This is a genomic window from Sphingomonas sp. BK481, assembly GCF_014194875.1.
Taxonomy (GTDB): domain Bacteria; phylum Pseudomonadota; class Alphaproteobacteria; order Sphingomonadales; family Sphingomonadaceae; genus Sphingomonas; species Sphingomonas aerolata.
In genome coordinates, this window is record NZ_JACIAP010000002.1 from 39,799 (window position 1) to 60,838 (window position 21,040).

Genomic DNA, 21,040 nt, shown 5'->3' on the forward strand with positions numbered 1-21,040 from the left:
TGCTCTCGCCAATGTTCCCGGTTCGGTTTCTTTTCCCTGTCGAAGAGAAATAACCGGCGGTCTCGTGCAAAGCGGGTGACGCCGATCGGCGTCACCCGGTGCGTCGCCGCCGTTATCCAAGCTGCTCGAGTTTCGCATCCGGGGCTGCGGCCGAGGCGCGGAACCGCGCGACACTCGCCTCCGCGAACGACTTGGCAACAACCGTCGATACCGTCTTGAAGTCCGCGGTGGCATGGTCCGGCGTCAGCGTCAGGACGATGAACCCCTTGCGATCCTGGTCGCAGAAGCGAACCTCGTCATTGGCGTCGGCGATCAGCGTCCCGATCCCCGGGATCAGCGAGCCATAGGACGGGCTGGTGATCGCGGTGGCGCCGAATTCGACCGCGACGAGCTTCCCCGATGCATCGTGCAGATCGTTCGCCCAGCCGGCATGGCTATCCCCCGACAGCACGACCGGTCGCGACCCCGACCGCTTGAACGCGGCATAAAGCCGCTCGCGTGCTGCGGGATAGCCGTCCCAGCTGTCGAAGTTGAACGGCAGGCCCGCGCGATAGGATGCCATGCTCGCCATCAGCGCGGTGCGCCATTTCTCGGGCAGCCGCGCCATCATCGCGGCGAAGCGATCGGTGCCGAGCTGCTTCTCGAGATCGGGGCCGGCCACGCGCGCCATCACCACCTGGTTGCCGAGCACCTGCCACGGCTTGCCCGCCGTGACCGACGCTGCCATCGTCCGCTCGATCCAGGCGAGCTGCGGTGCGCCCAGCATTTCGCGACCCGGCTGTGCGCGTTCCGCCATCATCGGGGCATATTCGGCAGGCGCAATTGACCCGCCCTTCGCCGCGACCTGCCTGCTCCGCGCGAGCAGCCGCGTCTCGACCATCACCAGCGTCGCGAGATCCCCGAACTCGAAACTGCGGTTGATCGCTTCCCACGGCTCGCCGGGCTTGGGGTCGCGGATCGGCATCCATTCGAAATAGGCCTGCATCGACGCGGCCTTGCGCGCCTTCCAGTCGCCCTCGGTCGCCGGGTCATGGTTCTCGGCGCCGCCGATCCAGTCGTCATTGGCGACCTCGTGATCGTCCCACACGCAGATGAACGCCGCGCGGGCATGCGCCGCCTGCATGTCGGCGTCGCGCTTCACCTGCGCGTGACGTATCCGGTAATCGGCGAGCGTCACGATCTCATGCGTGGGCTCGACCAGCCGGCCGATCTTCTTGCCGATGTCGCCGCCATAACCGTCGATGTCATATTCATAGATGTAGTCGCCGAGATGCAGCACCGCGTCGAGCCGGTCGAGTTTGGCAATCGAAGCATAGGCGTTGAAGAACCCGCCGGGGTAGAGCTGGCACGACACCACGCCCATGACGACATCCGCAACCACGCCGCGGGGCAGCGTGCGGACCCGGCCGACGGTCGAGCGCGTGCCCGCCGCGGTTTCGAACCAATAGCAATACTCGGTTCCGGGCTTCAGCCCCGTCACCGCGACCTTGGCGGTGAAGTCGCGCGCCGCCCGCGCCGCGATCCGGCCCGAACGGAGGGGCGTATCGCCCTCGCGCAACGCGACATGCCAGGTCAGCGCGATATCGCCCGCCTGTTGCGGATCCTGCGGGGTAGCACGCGTCCACAGGATCGCGCCGTCCGCCGAGGGATCGCCGCTCGCCACGCCGTGGTCGAAGCGCGCTGCCCCCGCGCTGCCGTTCGTGCGCGCCGCGGTGGCGAGGCCGGGAAGCGCGAGCGCGGAGCCGGAGCCGAAGAGCGTGAGGGCGTCGCGGCGATTGATCGTCATAACAGTGCCTTTTGCGGTGATGCCGCCTGCTAGGGGCGCTCGGCGTCAGTCACGTTGCGGCAGCGTTACGCCGCGATGACAGGCCGTCACGCGCGGGTCATGTATCCGACGCGGAACCGTAACGACCCCGCCCTAGGTGCTCGCTCACTGACAATCGGGGGACTTCATGACGACCATTTCTACGCGCCTGGCTCTGGCCGCGCTTGCTGCATCCTGTTCGACGGGTGCGCTTGCCCAGGCGATCGTCGCGCCCGATCCGGCGACCGGCCCGGCCGCCCGCGCCAGCGTGACAAACGGCGACGACATCGTCGTCACCGCGCAGAAGCGCGAGCAGCGGATCGAGGACGTGCCGCTGACCGTCACCGCGCTGACCGGCGCGAAGATGGCGGATATCGGCGTCAACTCGCTGTCCGAAGTCGCCGCCTATATTCCCGGCTTGCAGATCCAGGAGCAGAGCGCGAACAACCCCGGCTTCGTGATCCGCGGCATCACATCGGACAATGGCTCGTCGCAGCAGGGTGCGCGCGTGACGCTCTACTATAACGGCGTCGACATCAGCCGCTCGCGCGGCGCCTATCAGGATCTCTATGATCTCGAGCGGATCGAGGTCGTTAAGGGCCCGCAGGCGACGCTGTTCGGCACCGCCGCCGCGGTCGGTGCGATCAACCTCATCTCCGCCAAGCCGCAGCCCGGCACCTCGGGCGCGATCACCGGTTCCTATGGCAATTACAACAGGACGCAGGTGTCGGGCTTTATCAACGCCGGCAACGACGTGCTGTCGGGGCGCCTCGCCTTCGCCTCTAAATATCGCGACGGCTATGTCCGCAACATCGCGGGCGATGCGAACATCCCCAACCAGAACCAGGGCAAGGTCGATCAGGACGATCTGAACGGGCAGGACCAGCGCGGCATTCGCGGCTCGTTGCGCTTCCAGCCGAACGACGCGGTCACCGCAGACCTCGTCCTGACCTATGATGGCCAGCGCAATCCCGGCACCGCGTTCAAGAGCCGCGCGCATGCCCCGACCGGCGGCCAGACCGGCGATTACGGCAATGCCGAGCTCTCGGGTTCGCCGTTCAGCGCCGAGGCGCTCGGTGCGCGCAAGCTCGGGCTCGACCGCAACGTCTATGACGCCAATCTGACGGTGTCGGTCGATCTGTCGCCCGGCATCACCTTCACCACCGTCAACGGCTATCGCCGCTTCGACGCGCTCGAAATATTCGACGCGGATGGCGGCCCGGCCTGGTATCTCGAATTCGCCGAGGATGCGAAGGGCGACCAGTGGAGCCATGAGAGCCGCTTCGCGTTCGACGGCCCGAAATATCGCGCTTCCTTCGGGTGGAACGCCTTCTTCGAAAACGGGTCGCAGCGCGTCCCCTTCTCGACCGAGGAGGGCACCTATATCGCTTGCTCGATCGCTGCGGCCTATCAGCCGTTCCGCACTGCGCTGAACGGTGCCGGCATCCCGACCGGCCCGGGCTGTGTCGCCGCCAACGGCACGATCCCCGCGGCGACCCGCGCCACCGCGATCCTGACAGGCGGCCGCGCGACGCAGATCCCCTATTCGTCCGAGTTCACCAATTACGGCAACAATGACACCTATTCCGTGTTCGCCGACGCGACCTATATCCCGATCCCGGCGCTCGAGCTGACCGCTGGCGCACGCATCCTGATCGAGGATCGGCAGTCGGGCTATTCCTCGATCCAGCCCAATTCGCAGATTCTCGCCGCGCTGGGCGTCCGCACCAGCCTGCTCGGGACCGCGAACACCAATGGCGTGAAGTTCGAGGCGGACCAGAGCTTCGCCGCGATCCTTCCGCGGTTCAACGCGCTGTTGAAGCTCGACGACGATGTCAGCCTCTACGGCACGATCAGCAAGGGCCGGCGCTCGCCGGTCGTCCAGCTGGCGGCACTCAACGCCGTCAACGGCGTACGCCCCAATCTTCAGATCGTGCCTGAGGAAAATGTCTGGAACTACGAAGGCGGGATCAAGGGGCGCGTCGGTCCGTTCACCGGCGCGGCATCGGTCTTCTATCAGACCTATGACGGGTTCCAGGTCTCGGTGAACGAGGTCAATCCCGCCAATGGTGCGGTCGTTGCGGTCACGCGCAGCGCGGGCTCGGCAAAGAATGTCGGCGTCGAGCTCGAGGGCAATCTGGCGCTTGGCCAGTATCTGTCGGTGTTCGGGACCTTCGCCTATCTCGACGGCGGGATCGCGGACCAGCCTGCAGGCACCTTTGCCGGCAACCGCTTCCGCCTCCAGCCGAGCACCACGGCATCGGGCGGCGCGACGCTCCGCCTCCCGCTCGGCGGCGCGGTCTTCTATGCGACGCCCAGCGCCAACTACCGGTCGAAGGTGTTCTTCGAACTGCCCAACAGCGCCGCAATCAGCCAGCGCGGCTATACGCTGGTCAACCTGCGTGCGGGTATCGAGCTCGCGGACGGGCGCTACCGCGTCGGCGGCTTTGCGCGCAACCTGACCAACAAGCGCTACCTGATCGACGCGGGCAACACGGGCGGCGGGTTTGGCATCCCGACCTATATCGCCGGCGAACCGCGCTTCTACGGCGTCGAGCTCGGCGCCAAGTTCTAAACAGCCCTGTCCCACCCTGTCGTTCCGGCACGCGCCGGGACGGCGGGGACCATCTGCGGAGGCCGATAGGTCGGAGGACGGGGCAGGTTCGGCATTTGTCTACTGGCTCCTAACCCGGCCCCGTGCGTTGAGGCGCATTCCCCATCGCATGAGGTTCTCACGATGCGCGCCACTTCTATCGTTCCGGCGGTCGCCGCATGAGCGGTCCGCAGCTCTTCACGCCGTTCAAGGTCGGCAAGCTCGATCTCGTCAACCGGATCGTCATCGCGCCGATGTGCCAATATTCGGCGGTCGACGGTTGCATGACCGACTGGCACCTGATCCATCTCGGGCATCTCGCGCTGTCGGGCGCGGCCCTGATGATGCTCGAAGCCGCCGCGGTGACGCCCGAGGGGCGGATCACCTACGGCGATGTCGGGCTGTATGACGATGCGAGCGAGGCGGCGATCGCGCGGACGCTCGACAGCGTGCGCCGCTGGTCGGACATGCCGATCGGCATCCAGCTGTCGCATGCCGGACGCAAGGCGTCGTGCGAAGTCCCATGGAAGGGCGGCGGGCAGATCGCGCCGAGCGCCGACAAGGGATGGAAGACCGAAGCCCCCTCCCCGGCCGCTTTCCTGCCCGACGATACGCCGCCGACGGCGCTCGATCGCGAGGGGCTGGCGCGACTGCGCGACGCGTTTGCCGCCGCGGCGACGCGCGCGGCACGGCTCGGGATCGATGCGATCCAGCTGCACGCCGCGCACGGCTACCTCCTCCACCAGTTCCTCTCGCCCTTGGCGAACCACCGCGACGACGACTATGGCGGCAGCCTCGAGAACCGGATGCGCTTCCCGCTCGAAGTGTACGACGCGGTCCGCGCCGCCTTCCCGGCGGATCGCCCGGTGACGATGCGCGTATCGGGCACCGACTGGGTCGAGGGTGGCTGGGACGGCGAACAGACCGTCGCCTTCGCCAAGGCGCTCGAGGCTCGCGGGTGCGACGCGATCCACGTCTCGAGCGGGGGCCTCAGCCCGGACCAGCAGATCCCGGTCGGCCCGAGCTATCAGGTCCCGCTGGCGCGTCAGGTCAAGCAGGCGGTCGGGATCCCCGTCGTCGCGGTCGGGCTGATCACCGACTATGAACAGGCCGAGGCGATCATCGGGACCGGTGACGCCGATCTCGTCGCGCTCGCCCGGACCCTTCTCTACGATCCACGCTGGCCGTGGCACGCCGCCGCACATCTCGGCGGCCATGTGAAGGCGCCCAACCAGTATCTCCGCTCACAGCCGCGCCAGTACAAGGACCTGTTCCAGGCCTGACACGAGCCGCGACCCTCGCGGGTCGCGGCAATGTCTCCAGCGCGGTCAGCCGTTGTCGCGGAAACCGGGATACAGACTCATCCCGCCGTCGACGGTCAGCGTCGATCCGATGATATAGTCCGCGGCGTCGGACACCAGGAACAGCGCCGCACGCGCGACGTCGTCGGGCTCGCCGATCCGTCCATAGGGGATGAGCTCAAGCAGCGCGTCGGCGGCATCGCCCTTGGTCGCATCGGCGTTGATGTCGGTCGCGATCGCGCCGGGCGCCAGCGCATTGACCCGGATCCGCTCCTGCGCGACCTCCTGCGCCAGCGTGCGCATCAGCATCCCGCTGCCGCCCTTCGACGCCGCATAGTTCGCATGCCCCGCCCAGGGGATCGTCTCGTGCACCGAACTCATGAACAGGATCTTGCCGATCGCCCGGCCAAAGCCGCGATCACCCTGCGCGCGGAAGCGGCGTACCGCCTCGCGCGAAACGAGGAACTGGCCCGTCAGGTTGACGTCGATGACGCGACTCCAGTCGGCCAGAGTCATGTCCGCATAGCCCGCATCCTTCTGCATGCCGGCATTGGCGAACACGACATCGACGCCGCCGAACCGCGACACGGTCTCATCGAACAGCCGAAGGACCGCATCCTCGTCCGCGGTATCGGCCTGACAGGCGAACGCCTCGCCGCCGCCTGCAACGATCCGCGCGACCACGTCGTCCGCCGCCTCGCGATTGCTGTTGTAATTGACCGCGACGCGCGCGCCGGCCTGCGCGAAGAGCAGCGCGGCGGCGCGTCCGAGGCCGGAACTCGCACCGGTGACGATGGCGGTCTGTCCGGAGAGATCGATGTGCATGAGGCTCGCTTTCGCTAGACTGTAAGGGAGTTGCGTCCCCAACGCCCGCCTTGCCAAAGCTATCCGTCTGCCCCCACGGGGCGGCTAGTCGTCCGGCGTGTCCGCCGTCCGCAGTGCGCGCACATAGGCCTGCGCCGCCTGTTGCTCGGCCGCGGTCTTGAACGCGTCACGCGGGTCGGGCGCATCGCCGAGAGTCGCCAGCACGGCCCACAGCGCAAACCGCCGGCCGGTCTCGCGCTCGGTCCCGAACGCGATCCGGACGCGCTCGAGACCGTCATCGATCGCGATCGTATCCAGCGTATCGAGATCGGTCGTGCCGAAATAATGGGTGAGCATCGCGTCGAGATCCATGACGCAGCGCTGCCCGAGCCGGGCGATCGTGGCAAGTCATGTCGAACGGCCGCCCCCTCCGTGCGAAAGAGTTGCGCAACGGTCCACCCCGACCTAGATGCCGGTCGCACACGCCCCTCCGCCATTGCGGCGGCGCGGATGCGGTGCGGAAGAGTGTCCGAGTGGTTTAAGGAACTGGTCTTGAAAACCAGCGTAGGGGTAACTCTACCGTGGGTTCGAATCCCACCTCTTCCGCCAAACCGTACTGTAATCGTTGGGTTTTATTCGGTGTTGCGCGCTACGGCCCACATGGGGGCCAACATAAGAATGCCGCCTTGGCTACGCTTGGCCTATCGAAGTTAGGCCGCTTGTCCGGTTAAATCACCATCGCGTATTCATTCAGCACGATGACGGACCATTGAAAGTTCGTCAGCGTGATTTCGTTACCCATGCCCGCGGCAGCTACCATCGAAGGCCCAGCCGAAGACTTTATGGATAGTTCGACTTCGGTTAGGTGCGAACGCAAGTTCTTCGTGCGCTCGACCACGGAAAATAGTGCGGTGGCAGCCGCCTCGGTGACGCCCACCTGGTCCGCCTGCAGCAGCACGCGGAACGTGTAAGGATCGCCGGGCGGCGCCTGATTGAACCACTCCTGCACTGCGGCCTGAACGCCCAGGGCGCCCAGGGCATCCTGCACGGCGCCAATTGTGCCCTTATAGCGGTGGATTTCCACGCTGCGCTTGATGAACTCGCGCTGCTGGGCTTCGGTCCAGCCGCTATCCCATTGGTCCACGCTCAACGCCCAGGCCAACCATGCCAGCAGTTCAGCCGGGCAGGTGTCAGGGTTCCATACGTCCCGCAGCGGGGTGGGCACGTTGCCAACGCGCGCCGCAGCGTTGCTTAGGCCGCGCTCCTGGTCAGTGGCGTTGATCGGTAACAGATCGCTCATACCCGCACGATGCTCCGGATAGCCTCAGCCTGCATATCGATGCTGGCGGCCGCGGTATCGCGCAACACGTCAAGATCGAGTGTTTCGCCTCCGAGTGCCGCCGAAGGGACGAGCACGATCCCAAGTCCGTCGGGTAAGACCTGCCCAGCTGCCGCCCCCGTAACGCCGCTTCCGCGCCAGCGCTCGGCGCCAGATGCGAGGTCGTAAACGATCCAATATTCCATGACCCATCCCTTCAGACGGCTGCGCGTTTCAGTTCAGTAATCTCCATCGTCGAGCTTCGAGGTTCGATACGCGCTGCGCAGCCGCAAACCGGCCATCGGTCACCGCCGTTTCAACCGTCGACAGGCGGCCGCGCGCATCGTTAAGCGATGCCGTGATCGTGTCGCTGCGCTGCCCTAGCGCCGTATCCCGATCGACCGATGTACGCTCGACCCGGCCGATCTCGGCACGCACGGCGCTGTCCGTGGTCGCCAGGCTGGCAGCGACACCGTCAACCCGGATGCCGAGGGCGCGATCACCCTCGCTCATCGCGCCCGCCGTCTGGTCGACGCGAGCGTTTGTAGCGCTATCCCGGCCGACATAGTCGGTGGTGTCCGATCGCTGCTTTACCGAGGCCGCGTCAGCAATGACCTGCGTCGCCGGCACCCCAGCAACCGCACCCGTGTCCTTCGACGTGTTCTCGCCGGTGTTGTCGGCGTTCTCGGTCGGCTTCGTGCCGCTGACATTCTCCCAAGGGATCGTCAGCGGAGCAGGGGTCGCTGCCTCGCTGAACCCTTCAATCGACAGCGACAGCGTGCTGCCCGCGCAGCCAAAAGCCACGCCGGCGTTGATGCCATCGTCATCGTAATTCTCCGTCTGAAGTATTCGAGAATCGATTGTGAGTGAGAGCGGGGGCGATTCTGCTCGCATCCCGGTCGCTCCACCTCGCGATCGCGCAGCGGCTTCGAACAAGCCGTGGACTAAGCTTTAGCTATGTTAACTAAGCTTCGATTATGGTGTGTGATTAGACAGCCGAGGCTCTGCCTCCCCGTGTAGGGTTCCCTGCTCGTCACAATGCCGCCCCAGCTACGACGAGCAGGGAGTACGGCGCGACGGTGTGACTGACTTACGCTGGACCCGTCTCACGATTGCGTAGAAGTGCCCAGACATGGCGAAGCCGCGCCGGCTCTGATGCCGTCGGCATGATTATTTCCTTCCAACTGGGGTCGAAGTGGGCGGTGGGCAGTTCGGGTTACGTCGGTGCGTGTACAAACGTGTCGACCGGCCCGCCTCGCGCTAATCCCTTTTGCGTTCGCAGGCGGGCCGTTACGCCTTGCCGGTCGTTGCAATATTTCTTTGCCGCGCGGTGCGGCGATCGGGGAAGTTGTCCGTTCTTTACGCGCCGGAGCGCGCCCAACGTTCTCCGGTCGGCCCGCCCGCCCCCACCCGGTCTGGGCGGGCCGTTAATCCTGCCTGTCGAGTTCGCGCAGCGTAGCGGTCATGTCCGCCGGCACTACCGGCTTAACCGCGGCGACCGTCACCCCGACGCCGGCGCCGTCCTTCACTTCGCAGCCGAGCATCAGCCCGAACACCGGCACCGCAGGCACCACGACCTTCGCGGCGACCGCGGGCAACGTCAGCAATGGGTCGGTCACGGCGCGGTCGTGGACCATCAACGGAACGGTGATCAGCACCGGCCTGACGGCGTCTCCGGCATCGTCAGGCACCTTGACATACCAAGAGACGGCAACCGGATCAGGTGGCACCACGCCGTCGACTGTGCAGCAGGTGACCGTAGCCACCGCAGCCGCGCCAGCGCCCGCTTTCACCTTGCAGCCAACGGTCAGCCCTTCTACTGGCACGGCTGGGACGACGACCTACACCGCAACGGCAGGCGCTGTAAGCAATGGCTTGATCACGTCCCGTGCCTGGGCGCTCAACGGCTCGACTATCAGCACAGGGCTAACCGCAGCCCCCGCTTCAGCTGGCACTTTGACGTATCAGGAGTTTGCGACGGGCACGGGCGGCAGTGCTTCGTCGTCGGTTTTGACGCGCACTGTATCGGCTGCGGCACCGGTCCTCTCCCTCTCGCCGACAACTCCCTCAATCGCGGCGAACGCAGCAGCCGGCACCTTGGTATCGAACATCGCCAACGTCCCATCTGGTGTCACACCATCTGTGACGCCGAACGATGGACGTTTGGTGATTGCAGGGAATGCGTCTGCCGGTTGGAAAGTCGTTGTTGGAATGTCTGCTTTGTCGGCAGGGCAGCTCAATTTTGCCGTTGCTGCGACCGGCGCGACTGGCGCGAGTGGCGTCCTGTCTATCCAGAACGGCGGGTAGGCGGATGATTTGCGAAGTGGTCATTTGGTGTCGATCCCGTAAGTCTAATGTGGAACGACACCGCTTTGCATCGGGTAGGACTCGGGTTTCCTCTTGTGGGTTTTCCGAATTAGGCGCCCGATGTCTCTTCCGCATTGGAATTCATGGCGGCAGACAAATAGCTAGCCCAGTCAGCCATCAGCGCCTGCCGCTTCGTCAGCAGCGATCCCCGTTGGTAGGCGGCTTCCGCTTTGTCCTTCAGCTGGTGCGCCAGCGCGTGTTCGATCACCTCACGCGGGTGCGCCGTCGTCTCTCCAGCCCAGTCGCGGAACGTGGAACGGAAACCATGCTGGGTCAGATCAGCCAAGCCCATCCGCTTCAATACGGCTGTTAGCGACATATCGGACAGCGCCCCGCCGCGCGGCGCAGGAAACAAGAGCGGCGAACCATCGACGCGCGGAAGGGCAGCGATCAGCGTCATCGCATCATTGGACAACGGCACCACATGCTCACGCCCGGCTTTCATCCGCTGCGCAGGCACGGTCCATAACTTCGCGCCCATGTTGATCTCGTCCCACGTCGCTCCGCGGACCTCCCCAGACCGGGCGGCAGTCAAGATAGCGAATTCAAGCGCTCGCGCTGATAGGCCCTCGCGCTTCGCAAGTGCGGCCATGAATGCTGGTGCAGCTGGATAAGGCAAAGCAGCGTGGTGCCCGCGCGTCAGCTTTTGACGCTTCGCCAGCGAATGCTCTAGGTTGCCCTTCCAGGCCGCCGGGTTCTCGCCGTCACGATAGCCGTTAACCTTTGCCCAGGCTAACACGGTTTCCATACGGCCGCGCACCCGTCCTGCGGTTTCGCTCTTGGTTGCCCAAATCGGGCGCAACACGTCCAGCACCAACCCGCGGTCTATCCCAGAAATGGGCAGTGAGCCGATCACCGGGAAAGCATAAGTTTCGAGCGTAGCGGCCCACTGTTTCTCGTGCTTGGCGTTTTTCCATTCGCCAGATTTGTCCGCCAGACAGAGGGCGGTGCATTCCTTGAACGTTTTGACTTGCGAGGCGGCAGCCGAAGCCGATGCTACGATGGCCTTCCGCTCCGCGGTGGGCGTTGTCGTCATGCTACCGACGCGGACGGCGTAGCGCACATCCCTGGCCTTGGCGCGTGCCTCTGCCAGCGACATGCCATCCAGACGTGCCGCTGCCTCGTCCGTAACGCCAATCTTCCCGTTGTAAGTGCCTAAGCCGATGTCGCGGCGTTGCTCGCCAACTTTGATGCGGATTGCCCAGTGCTTGGCGCCGCCCTCTAGGCGAATATGTAATCCTGCGCAGTCGGCCGGGCCAACCATCACGCGGCGGTTGCCGTCGCCTACAGCCTTCAACCGATCCACTTCACGTGCAGTCAGTTCCTTGACGCGCTTCGGCATAATAAGTCTTCCACCACATTGCGGCCCACATAAAGCGCGAGCTTTGGCGATCCGTCAAGATACGTAGCTTTACCAATAAATGCAGAAAGTGGCTGAAAACAGGGCGTTTAAACGCCACAACGATACCGAATGATACTAGGCGAGACTGCGGTATGGCGGACACCTCTTCCGCCAAAGCATCGTCTCAGCTTGCCTCACACGGGCACCTAACGACGCCCAAGTCCCGTTTCCGGCGTGTTCGCATCCCCGGAGACCCCGATCGGTTCATAAACAGCCCAATCAAATCGGAGCCACTTTCGGGGCACCGCGTGATCCCGAAGGTCCAGAATGGGGTGAGAAGCAGACATTTTTACAGACGGTGCCTGAAGATCGTCTGTACCGGTACCCTGGTCTTGGAATGACTTGATTTAGGGTTCGGTCAGGCGCTTAGTGCACATCCGAATGCTTTAAGGTAATGCGGGGCTTCAGACAAATGAAGCGGTGGTTGCTCTTCATCCTGGGTGTAGCCGTCAGCCTCCCGGCGCAGGCGCAGCTTGCAGCACCGGTTAAGAATGGCGACTCGACCATCGTCGTCACGGGCAACCGAAGCCGCGAATCCAAGGTGGAGATGAGCGAGTGGCGAATGGCGGAAACGCCGCACGTCGTTGTGTTCAGTCAGGGCAACGAAACGGCATTGCGGCGCACCGCGCACAATCTTGAAAAGCTGCACTTCCTGCTCTCGGTCCTGCATGGCCGGGTGGATCAGCCTGACGAGACGATCAAGATCGCCGTGACGATGATCGGCGATGTCGCGGCGTTCGAACAGCTTCGACTGACCGACCTGCGCTGGTAATATGGTCCCTTCCCGCAGGCGTTCGAAAAGACGATCTACTATGATCCGCGTGATGAAGGGTCGGTGCTCGCAACGACCGAGGAGGGCGTGAACCTGATTCTTCAGCCCTCCGTCGGCCGCAAGACGAGCCGCAATTGTACGCGCGAGCAGGACCGAAACCCTCCAATCGTTGATTACTACATAAGCCCCAGGGTGACGGCGACCGGACAGCCGACGTACGACGTGAACCAGATTCTCGAACAGCTTCCAGTGAACGAGATTGCCTTTTGCCAATGGGCGGAATCCAGGGTTTATGCCGCCTTCGCCCAGAACTACCTGATGACCTATTTTCCGGCAGCGTATCCGCGCTGGTATCTTCAGGGGTTCGGAGAATTGTTCGCGACGATGGAAGCCGGCGCCGACTACGTCGAATATGGCCACCTTCCGCCTGGCTACGCGAAGGTCATGCATCATTACGGTCTGTATCCGGTCACGCACATCCTCGATGGGCGCTATCTCTCGGGCAAGGGTCGGGCCTGGACGCCCTATCACGCATGGCGGCTGGTCCACCTTCTGTATTTCTCCGAGGAGTGGAAGCCACGGCTTCACGGCTATCTGAACGCCCTGGCACGTGGTGACGACTTGCAGACCGCCGAGCGCGCCCTTGGCGACGCGAGCCAGTTTCAGAGGGCCGTGACCGCGTACCGAGGCCGCAAATTGCCGGCCGAGCGGATGACCTTTCCGGCCGATCGCGCGCCGGGACCCAGCATCCGCCGTCTGACCCGGGCGGAGGCCGGGCTGATCCGTGGACGGCTTGAACTCGGCGCGCGGATCGAGGTGCCCGACGCCGGCCCCGACCGTGAGAAGGCGCTCGCGCGGCGCTCCGCGTGGCTCGACCGGCTTCGCGACAACGCGACCCGCTTCCCCGCCCTGACCGAAAACCATCTGCTCCTGGCCGAAGCCGAATGCCGCACCGGCAATCCCGAAGCCTGTCTTGATGCCGCTGAGAGGGCGATTGCACAGTCACCGACGGAAACACGCGCGCTGGTGTGGAAAGGCACGGCGCTGACGCAGCTGACCGTGCGCGCTCCCGCCGTCGAACGTCGGCAGCGGCTTGCGGACGCGAGACGCTTCATCGTCAAGGCCAACCGCCTGGACCCAGAGAGCAGCCTTGCGCTGATCGCGTACCACGACAGCTTTGCGACGGCGGGCGAGCAGGCCCCGGATGTCGCGGTAGAGGGGCTGTACAAGATCGTTCAGTCTGCGCCCGCCGCGCCCGGTCCGAGACTGAAACTCGGTGAGGAGCTGATCGCGCGCGACCTTCGGAGTGAAGCGCGCAAAATGCTGCTGCCGGTCGCCAAAGGGGCGTTCTCAACGCCGGAACAGCCCGTCGCCGCCGCTTTGCTGTCGTCGGCGGGGGCGACGGAGCCGGGGCGTTAGCGGCTGCTAAAATCCGGCGTTCGCAGACCGTAGCGCATTTTGAAAAATCGCCGGGATCCCGATCCGGACCCCGGCGATCACATCAGTCGGTCGCGTTACAGCCGCAGCGAGACACCTGCCACGAGCTGCCGGCCGAGCAGGTCATACCCCATCACGGTATTGCCGCGCAGCAGCCCGATCCGCGAACGGCTGTCCGGAATGAGCGGCGGATCGCGGTCGAAGATGTTGTTGGCAGCCAGCCGGAACGTCATCTGCTTGTTGATGTCGAAGCTGAGCGCCACGTCGATCCAGTTGTACGAACCGACACCCGGGTATTGATCGCGCCGAGCGCTCGCGTCCTGGGCGGGGATACCGGTGTCCTCGGGCGCATAGATATCGAGCGGCATCGCGCCGCGGTGGCGCCAGTTGACCGACAGGCTGGTCGTGCTGTCGGGCGCGGTCCAGGTGGTGCGGAGCTGGTGCTTCCAGCGCGGCATGCTCTCGCCGCAGAGATTGCCGAAATATCCCACGCAGTTGCGCGGTTCGATCGTTGGCGACGATTGCGAGCCGACGCGGGTCATCAGCGTCCCGTTGAAGCTCATGTCGAGCCGGCCGACGCCGCCCAGACCGACATTATACTGCCCCTGGAAATCCCAGCCATGCGACTGCGACTTGTAGCCATTGGCCGAGCCACGAGCCACCCAACCCGTCGACGGACTGGTCGCAGGCGAACTGGACAGCGTGCCGGTGCCGGGATTGCGGACGATGCCGCGGCAGAAATATTCGTTCCCGGTGGCCAGGCACTCGCCGATGATGTTCTGCGGCTGGAGGAAGTCGAGCTGGTCCTTCAGATCGATCAGCCAGCGGTCGATCGACACCGTCAGGCCGGGTATGAAGCGTGGGCGCAGCACGACGCCGAACGTCTTGGTAAAGGCGCTTTCGGGCGTCAGGTTGAATCCGCCCTCGCGCACGGTGCACCGATCGTCAGGGCAGATCAGCGAGGCACTGCCATAGAGATTGTCGGCGAGGCCGGTGTTGCGGCATTGCTGCAGCGTCGCGGACGGCGCCAGTCGCGCGCCGTTGGGGTTCGACGGATCGATCCGCGGCGCACAGGGATCGGCATAGAAACCCTGGTTCCAGAAGATGTTGGCGGCACCCTGCGCGGTGCTGACGCCCGGTGCGGCTTGGGACTTGTTGTAGGAGGCGCGCAGCGTGATGTCCGCCACCGGCGACCAGAGCCCCTCGACCTTCCAGGTATCGAACTTGCCGTCGAGCCGGTTGTACTGCGACACGCGGTAGCCGGCGTTGACCTGCAGCAGCTCGGCGAACCGGCGATGTTCGATCAGCGGTGCCTGGACCTCGGCATTGGCTTCGAGGATGCTTTGCGTGAAGCGCTGGTTCTCGCCGCCGTTATTCTGCTGGAAGATCTCGTTGACGATCGTGCGTTCCATCTCCTCGCGATATTCCGCGCCTAGCGCGATCGCGATGCCCTGATCCGCGAGCGGCGAGGTAATGCCGTATCGGCCCAGATCGCCGCTGACGGTGCCGACGAACTGCAACAGGCGCGGGATGCGCGTGCTGATCCCGCCGGTCGCGCCACCGTAGAGATACTGGTTGAGCGCCGTATCCTGGTTGAACGGCGCGAACGCGTTGAACGGCACGCAGGACGGATCGGTCCCGTTGACGACCGCACGACAGGTCGGTGTGCCGTTCACCCGGACGACGTCGAGCGAGCGATTGATGTTCTCGAAGCGCGCGAACGGCACGTCGATGGTGTCGAGGCGCGCGCGAGAGATCATGCCCGCGACATCGTAGGACCATACGTCGTCAAAGCCGCGCCCGCGCAGCCCTGCGACAATACGATAGCCCTCATTGGTGAAGCGCTGCCGCACCAGTGGCAGCCCGTCGAAGCGATAGCGGACGTCGATCGGCGCATATTGTCCGGCAACACCGGCGTTGGCGCCGCACAGATCCTGTGCCTGCGAGGACGACAGGAACGCGTTGTCGCAATTCACGCGGAACGGGTCCGAGCCGTACGCACCGAAGTTGAAGGTGCGGTTGAGCTGGGTGTTGTAGGACTTGTCGCGGTAGAACAGCCCGTTGCCGTACAGCTCGATGTCATCGGTGATCTTGGCGGTGAGGAAACCGCCAAGGTTGACGCGGTTGAACGCGCGCTGGACCGCCCAATTGTCATAGGGGTTGGCAGACGAGCCCTGCGGCCCGCTGTTGATCGGAATGAAGGTCCCGTTCCCGTTGGGATTGTTGACCAGGATCTGCCCGGCGCGCGGGCCCGACTGCGGAATGATCGTACCGGCGGGCGTGAAGCTCGCACGCGAACAGCCGAGCGGCGAGGTGTTGGTCGGCTGGACCGCCTCGCAAACCGAATAGGAGCGATCGACCAGCTCGATCGGGTCGGACTGCCGGTAATTGATGAACCCGGTGAGGTTCACCCGGTCGTTGAACAGATTGGTACCCGCCGCCAGGCTGACATCCGAACGACCACCGTCATTGGTCATTCCGCGCTTGGCAGCGAAACCTGCGCGACCTGCCGCGTCGGTGACGGCGTTGCTGCCATTGTCGTGGTTATAGAAGCTGTAGTTCGCGTCGAGCCGGATGCCTTCGAAGTTCTTCTTCAGCACGAAGTTGACGACGCCCGACACCGCGTCGGATCCATAGACGGACGAGGCACCGCCGGTGAGCACGTCGATCCGCTCGACCAGTGCGTTCGGGATGATGCCGACATCGACCGTGTTGGCCAGGCCCATGCGGAGGCCGTCGATCAGCGTCAGCGTGCGCTCATAGCCCAGGCTGCGCAGCTTGATGCGCTGGCGACCTTCGGAATCGCTGAAATTCTGTTCCGAGTTCACCTGCACCTGCGGCAGGCGGTTCAGCACCTCCTCGATCGTCGTCGCGCCCTGTGCCGCGATTTCTGCGGCGGTCGTCGTTACGATCGGTGCGGCGGATCGGTTGTTCGGCCGCGCGATGCGCGTGCCGGTCACGACGATATCCGACGCTTCCCGCCGATCGCCGGTGCGTTCGGCATCTGCGGCGAGCTTGGCGGAGGCGACGGGATCGCCGATCGCGGTCTGGCTTTCCTGCGCACCATCGGCCGCGCCTGTATCCGACGCCTGGGCCTGCGCCTGAGCCGGCATCGCAAACAACGCCGCGACGCAACATGTCGTAGTCAGAAACCCTTTGAACAGCACCATTCCATTACCCCCCATGTTGCCGATCGGGTCACAGGGATGGTGATGCATCGTATCGATTGCCGCCGACCCTGTTCGGAAGCGTTCGATGAACAACAGGACGCGCTTTCATCGGGATCTGTCGCCCCGTGACCTTGCTGACCTTGTTCGGCATTACCATCCGGACCCTCGGACAGGCACATGCTGTCACGTCCCAAATATCAAAACAATACCAATAATTTCAGAAATGACACGCGGTATGGATTTCATGTCGTAACGGTCTCAATCGGTATCAATGACAGGACTTTACGTTCCTCAGGCCGCACCATTCCGCTTCGGTTGCGGTTCCGTCCGCCATGGAATAGTATTCGCTGGGGTCATTGCTATCGGTCGTCGGTCAACGCGTCCAAAGCGCAAGCAAGGCGGAGAAACTTGCTTGCGACGCGACGCTCTAGACCCGGCGTGACGTGCTCTCGCCTTCCATCCACTCGCGACCGGCGAAGATCACGTCCAAGACCGGTACAAAGCGGAGCGGCGGCAACAGGACGAGAAGCGACCCGATAAAAGAAATTTGCGAGTGACGATCGCGGTCAATCGGTTAGACCCTGCCGCACAAGGGGGGATCTCTACACCATGAAGCACCGCGCACTGACCGCTATCGCACTCTGCCTCGTCGCCACCGAATTGTCCGCACAGACCACGCCGCCACCCGCCGCCAAGCCCGTCGAACGGACCCAGGCGCCCGAGAATCAGGCGACCGCGCCCACCCCCGCGACGACCCGCGCCGACGCCAACCCGTCGCCCCAGCCCGTCGCCGCAGCCCCGGTCCCTATCGCCGTGCCCGCCAATGCCTCGGCTGCCACATCGAAATCGTCCGCCAAGCCGCCGGTCTGGGACGTCATGCAGCCGCGCGGACTGAAGACGCGCGAAATCGGCCTGCATGTCGACGAGGGCAGCTGGATGAACGTCGACGTCTCGCCCGACGGCCGGCTGATCGCCTTCGACCTGCTCGGTGACCTCTACACCATGCCGATCACTGGCGGCACGCCGCGACGTATCGCCGAGGGGCTGGCGTTCGAGCATCAGCCGCGCTTCTCGCCCGACGGCCGCCGCATCGCCTTCACGTCGGACCGCGGCGGCGGCGACAACATCTGGGTGATGAACGTCGACGGCAGCGACAAGCGCCAGGTGACGAACGAGGATTTCCGCCTGCTCAACCAGCCGAGCTGGAGCCCGGACGGCCGGTTCATCGCCGCCAAGAAGCATTTCACGACCGGCCGCTCGCTCGGCACGGGCGAGATCTGGCTTTATCACGTCTCGGGTGGCGGCGGCGTCCAGCTCGTCAAGCGCGCGAGCGAGGTGCTGCAGAAGGAACTGGGCGAGCCGATCTACGCGCCCGACGGCAAGAGCATCTTCTACACGCGCAACATCTCGCCCGGTCCGATCTTTGAATATGCGCAGAATTCGCGCACCGACCTGTTCGATATCGAACGCTATGACGTCGACAGCGGCGAGGTCAGCACCGCGGTATCGGGGGTCGGCGGCTCGGTCCGGCCGACCCCGTCGCGCGACGGCAAGCGGATTGCCTTTGTCCGGCGCGAGAACAACGTCACCAAATTATGGGTGAAGGACTTCGCGACCGGGGTCGAACGCATGATCTATGGCCCGCTCGACCGCGACGTGCAGGAAACCTGGGCCGTTACCGGGGTCTATCCCGACATGGCCTGGACGCCGGGCGACACGGCGATCGTCTTCTGGGCGGGGGGCAAGCTGCGCCGGGTGGCGCCCGACGGCTCGGGCGCGGCGGTGATCCCGTTCCGCATCGACGATACGCGGGTCATCGTCGACGCGGTCCATCCGCAGGTCGCGGTCGCACCCGACCGGTTCGCGACGAAGATGCCGCGCTGGGCCAGTGTGTCGCCCGATGGCCGCACGGTCGTGTTCGAGACGCTCGGCAAGCTCTGGACCAAGCCCGTTGCGGGCGGCACCGCGACGCGGCTGACACGCGGCGCGGACGAATTCGAGCTGTTCCCGAGCTGGTCGCGCGACGGCCGCCAGATCGTGTTCGTCGGCTGGACGGATGCGGGGCTCGGCCAGATCCGAACGATCGCGGCAGGCGGCGGCTCGCCCCGCACCGTCACGACCGTCGCCGGCCATTATCGCCGCCCGCGCTTCTCGCCCGACGCACGCACGATCGTGTTCGAACAGGGCCCCGGCGGCGGGCTGACCGCGGCGCGGGGCAATCCCGACGCCGGGGCCTACCGCGTCGCCGCCAGCGGCGGTGCGCCGGTGCGGATCGCCAAGGAGGCGAGCGGGCCGCAATTCGGCGCGGCGAACGACCGCGTCTTCCTGATGGCGACCGAGAAGGACAAGCGCCAGCTGATCAGCACCGATCTCAACGGACAGGACCGCCGCGTCCATGCCTCGGGTGAACTGGTCAACGACTATCAGATCGCACCACAGGGCGATTACGTCGCCTTCCGTCAGAATTACGAGGCGTTCGTGATGCCGCTGATGCCGGGCCGCCAGGCGGTCGAGACCGATGCCAAGGGCGGCCCCCTGCCCGTCACCCGCGTCAGTGGCGACGGCGCGGACTTCATCAACTGGTCGAACGACGGCCGGCAGATCCACTGGAGCGCGGGCCCGACGCTCTACACGGCCGAGACCGCGGCGCTCTTCCGCGCGGTGCCGACGCCGAAGGGTGAGGACGCGCCGAAGTTCGTCGCGCCGCGCACCGGCACCTCGCTGTCGATGGACATCGCCGCCGCCAAGCCTGACGCGACGGTGGCGCTGACCGGCGCACGCGTCGTGACGATGGCGAAGGCCGATGGCGGGATCATCGACGATGCGACGATCCTGATCCGCGGCGACCGCATCGTCGCGGTCGGGCCACGCGGCACGGTCGCCGTGCCCGCAGGCGCGAAGACCGTCGACCTGGCGGGCAAGACGGTCATCCCCGGGCTGGTCGACGCGCATGCGCATGGTCCGCAGGGCGAGGACGAGATCGTGCCGCAGCAGAACTGGTCGGCGATGGCAAACCTCGCGCTCGGCACCACGACGATCCACGATCCGTCGTCACGCTCCGCCGAAATCTTCCCGGCGGCCGAGATGCAGCAGGCAGGCATGCTGCTCGCACCGCGCACCTTCTCGACCGGCGAGATCGTCTATGGCGCGAAGGCGCCCGACGTCTATGCGCAGATCGACACCTATGAGGACGCGCTCGCCGTCGTCCGTCGCCTCAAGGCGCAGGGTGCGCGCAGCGTGAAGAACTACAACCAGCCACGCCGCGAGCAGCGCCAGATGGTCGTGGCGGCAGCGCAGGCGGAGGGCATGGAAGTCGTGCCCGAGGGCGGCTCGCTCTTCACGCTCGACATGAGCCTGGTGCAGGACGGCAATTCCACGGTCGAGCACAACGTCCCGCTCGAGCATTTCTATGCGGACGTTGTCGATTTCTGGTCGCAGACGACGGTCGGCTACACGCCGACGCTCGTGGTCGCCTATGGTGGACCGGCGGGCGATCCCTATTGGCGCGCGCATAGCGACGTGTGGCGGCATCCGCTGCTCGCCCGCCATGCGCCGCCGGCACTGCTCGCGGCGCAGAATGCGCGGCGCGAGATCGCGCCCGAGGAGGATTATGTCGATGGCGCGACCGCACGCGAGGCGCGCAAGCTCGCGGTCAAGGGCGTGCCCGTGGCGATCGGCGCGCACGGCCAGCAGCCGGGGCTTGGCGCGCATTGGGAGCTGTGGAGCTTCGTCCGGGGCGGGTTCAGCCCAATCGAGGCGCTGCGTGCGGGTACGATCGAATCGGCACGATCGCTGGGATACGCCAAGGACGTCGGTTCGCTCGAACCCGGCAAGCTCGCCGATCTGGTCGTGCTGAGCGCCGACCCGACAAGCGACATCCGCAACAGCGACAAGGTCGCGCAGGTCATGCTCGGCGGCCGCCTTTATGATGCCGCGACGCTGAACGAGACGATCACCGGCACGCGCACGCGCCAGGCCTATTGGTGGGAGAGCGGCAGTGCGGGCGCCGATACGGGCGCACGCATCACCGTCGGCCACGGACACGGGGATGTCGACTGACATCGCCGGTCGC

At 65.2% G+C, this 21,040-nt stretch carries 15 protein-coding genes and 1 tRNA gene; 6 read left to right on the forward strand and 10 right to left on the reverse strand.

From position 1 onward, the window contains the following. Positions 1-112: 112 nt before the first annotated feature. Positions 113-1,786 (reverse strand): alkaline phosphatase, encoded by a 1,674-nt coding sequence (locus FHY04_RS04180; protein WP_183935515.1) that lies wholly within the window; start codon positions 1,784-1,786, stop codon positions 113-115. 166 nt (positions 1,787-1,952) lie between these two features. On the opposite strand from FHY04_RS04180, the gene FHY04_RS04185 reads away from it, so the two are divergent. Further along, positions 1,953-4,379 (forward strand): TonB-dependent receptor, encoded by a 2,427-nt coding sequence (locus FHY04_RS04185; RefSeq protein ID WP_183935516.1) that lies wholly within the window; start codon positions 1,953-1,955, stop codon positions 4,377-4,379. Between the two features lie 197 nt (positions 4,380-4,576). Further along, a complete protein-coding gene (locus tag FHY04_RS04190) occupies positions 4,577-5,680 on the forward strand; it encodes an NADH:flavin oxidoreductase/NADH oxidase (protein ID WP_183935517.1) in 1,104 nt (367 codons plus the stop codon). 45 nt (positions 5,681-5,725) lie between these two features. On the opposite strand, the gene FHY04_RS04195 is transcribed toward FHY04_RS04190, so the two are convergent. Together FHY04_RS04195 and FHY04_RS04200 are read right to left on the reverse strand one after the other, a co-directional pair. Then, positions 5,726-6,523, reverse strand: coding sequence for a glucose 1-dehydrogenase (locus FHY04_RS04195; protein ID WP_183935518.1), 798 nt, complete (start codon positions 6,521-6,523; stop codon positions 5,726-5,728). 84 nt (positions 6,524-6,607) lie between these two features. Continuing rightward, the gene (locus FHY04_RS04200) at positions 6,608-6,874 is read right to left on the reverse strand and encodes a hypothetical protein (RefSeq protein WP_183935519.1); all 267 of its coding nucleotides are present in this window, start codon (positions 6,872-6,874) and stop codon (positions 6,608-6,610) included. Positions 6,875-7,021: 147 nt separating this feature from the next. Here FHY04_RS04200 and FHY04_RS04205 point away from each other — a divergent pair. Further along, positions 7,022-7,111: transfer RNA gene (locus tag FHY04_RS04205), tRNA-Ser, on the forward strand. A 118-nt stretch (positions 7,112-7,229) separates the two neighbouring features. Here FHY04_RS04205 and FHY04_RS04210 read toward each other — a convergent pair. From FHY04_RS04210 to FHY04_RS04235, 6 genes are all read right to left on the reverse strand, one after another. Further along, complete coding sequence (locus FHY04_RS04210; protein ID WP_183935520.1) at positions 7,230-7,802, reverse strand: phage tail protein I; 573 nt, start codon at positions 7,800-7,802, stop codon at positions 7,230-7,232. After that, positions 7,799-8,026 (reverse strand): hypothetical protein, encoded by a 228-nt coding sequence (locus FHY04_RS04215; RefSeq protein WP_183935521.1) that lies wholly within the window; start codon positions 8,024-8,026, stop codon positions 7,799-7,801. The genes FHY04_RS04210 and FHY04_RS04215 overlap by 4 nt, the downstream gene beginning before the upstream one ends. A 28-nt stretch (positions 8,027-8,054) precedes the next feature. Further along, positions 8,055-8,624 carry a hypothetical protein gene (locus tag FHY04_RS04220; protein WP_183935522.1) on the reverse strand — a complete coding sequence of 190 codons (570 nt, stop codon included), beginning with the start codon at positions 8,622-8,624 and terminating at the stop codon, positions 8,055-8,057. 623 nt (positions 8,625-9,247) lie between these two features. Beyond that, on the reverse strand, positions 9,248-9,511 hold the full coding sequence (locus tag FHY04_RS04225) for a hypothetical protein (RefSeq protein WP_221211642.1): 264 nt from the start codon (positions 9,509-9,511) through the stop codon (positions 9,248-9,250). A 273-nt stretch (positions 9,512-9,784) separates the two neighbouring features. Next, complete coding sequence (locus FHY04_RS04230) at positions 9,785-9,931, reverse strand: hypothetical protein (RefSeq protein WP_183935524.1); 147 nt, start codon at positions 9,929-9,931, stop codon at positions 9,785-9,787. 305 nt (positions 9,932-10,236) lie between these two features. Further along, positions 10,237-11,529 carry a site-specific integrase gene (locus FHY04_RS04235; RefSeq protein ID WP_183935525.1) on the reverse strand — a complete coding sequence of 431 codons (1,293 nt, stop codon included), beginning with the start codon at positions 11,527-11,529 and terminating at the stop codon, positions 10,237-10,239. Between the two features lie 472 nt (positions 11,530-12,001). On the opposite strand from FHY04_RS04235, the gene FHY04_RS04240 reads away from it, so the two are divergent. Beyond that, positions 12,002-12,361 (forward strand): hypothetical protein, encoded by a 360-nt coding sequence (locus FHY04_RS04240; RefSeq protein ID WP_183935526.1) that lies wholly within the window; start codon positions 12,002-12,004, stop codon positions 12,359-12,361. Positions 12,362-12,448: 87 nt separating this feature from the next. Next, the gene (locus tag FHY04_RS04245; RefSeq protein WP_183935527.1) at positions 12,449-13,780 is read left to right on the forward strand and encodes a hypothetical protein; all 1,332 of its coding nucleotides are present in this window, start codon (positions 12,449-12,451) and stop codon (positions 13,778-13,780) included. A 95-nt stretch (positions 13,781-13,875) separates the two neighbouring features. On the opposite strand, the gene FHY04_RS04250 is transcribed toward FHY04_RS04245, so the two are convergent. Next, positions 13,876-16,968 (reverse strand): TonB-dependent receptor plug domain-containing protein, encoded by a 3,093-nt coding sequence (locus tag FHY04_RS04250; RefSeq protein WP_260171318.1) that lies wholly within the window; start codon positions 16,966-16,968, stop codon positions 13,876-13,878. A 609-nt stretch (positions 16,969-17,577) separates the two neighbouring features. Between FHY04_RS04250 and FHY04_RS04255 the strand changes: the two genes are divergently transcribed. After that, positions 17,578-21,027 carry an amidohydrolase family protein gene (locus FHY04_RS04255; RefSeq protein ID WP_183935528.1) on the forward strand — a complete coding sequence of 1,150 codons (3,450 nt, stop codon included), beginning with the start codon at positions 17,578-17,580 and terminating at the stop codon, positions 21,025-21,027. The last annotated feature ends 13 nt before the right edge of the window (positions 21,028-21,040 follow it).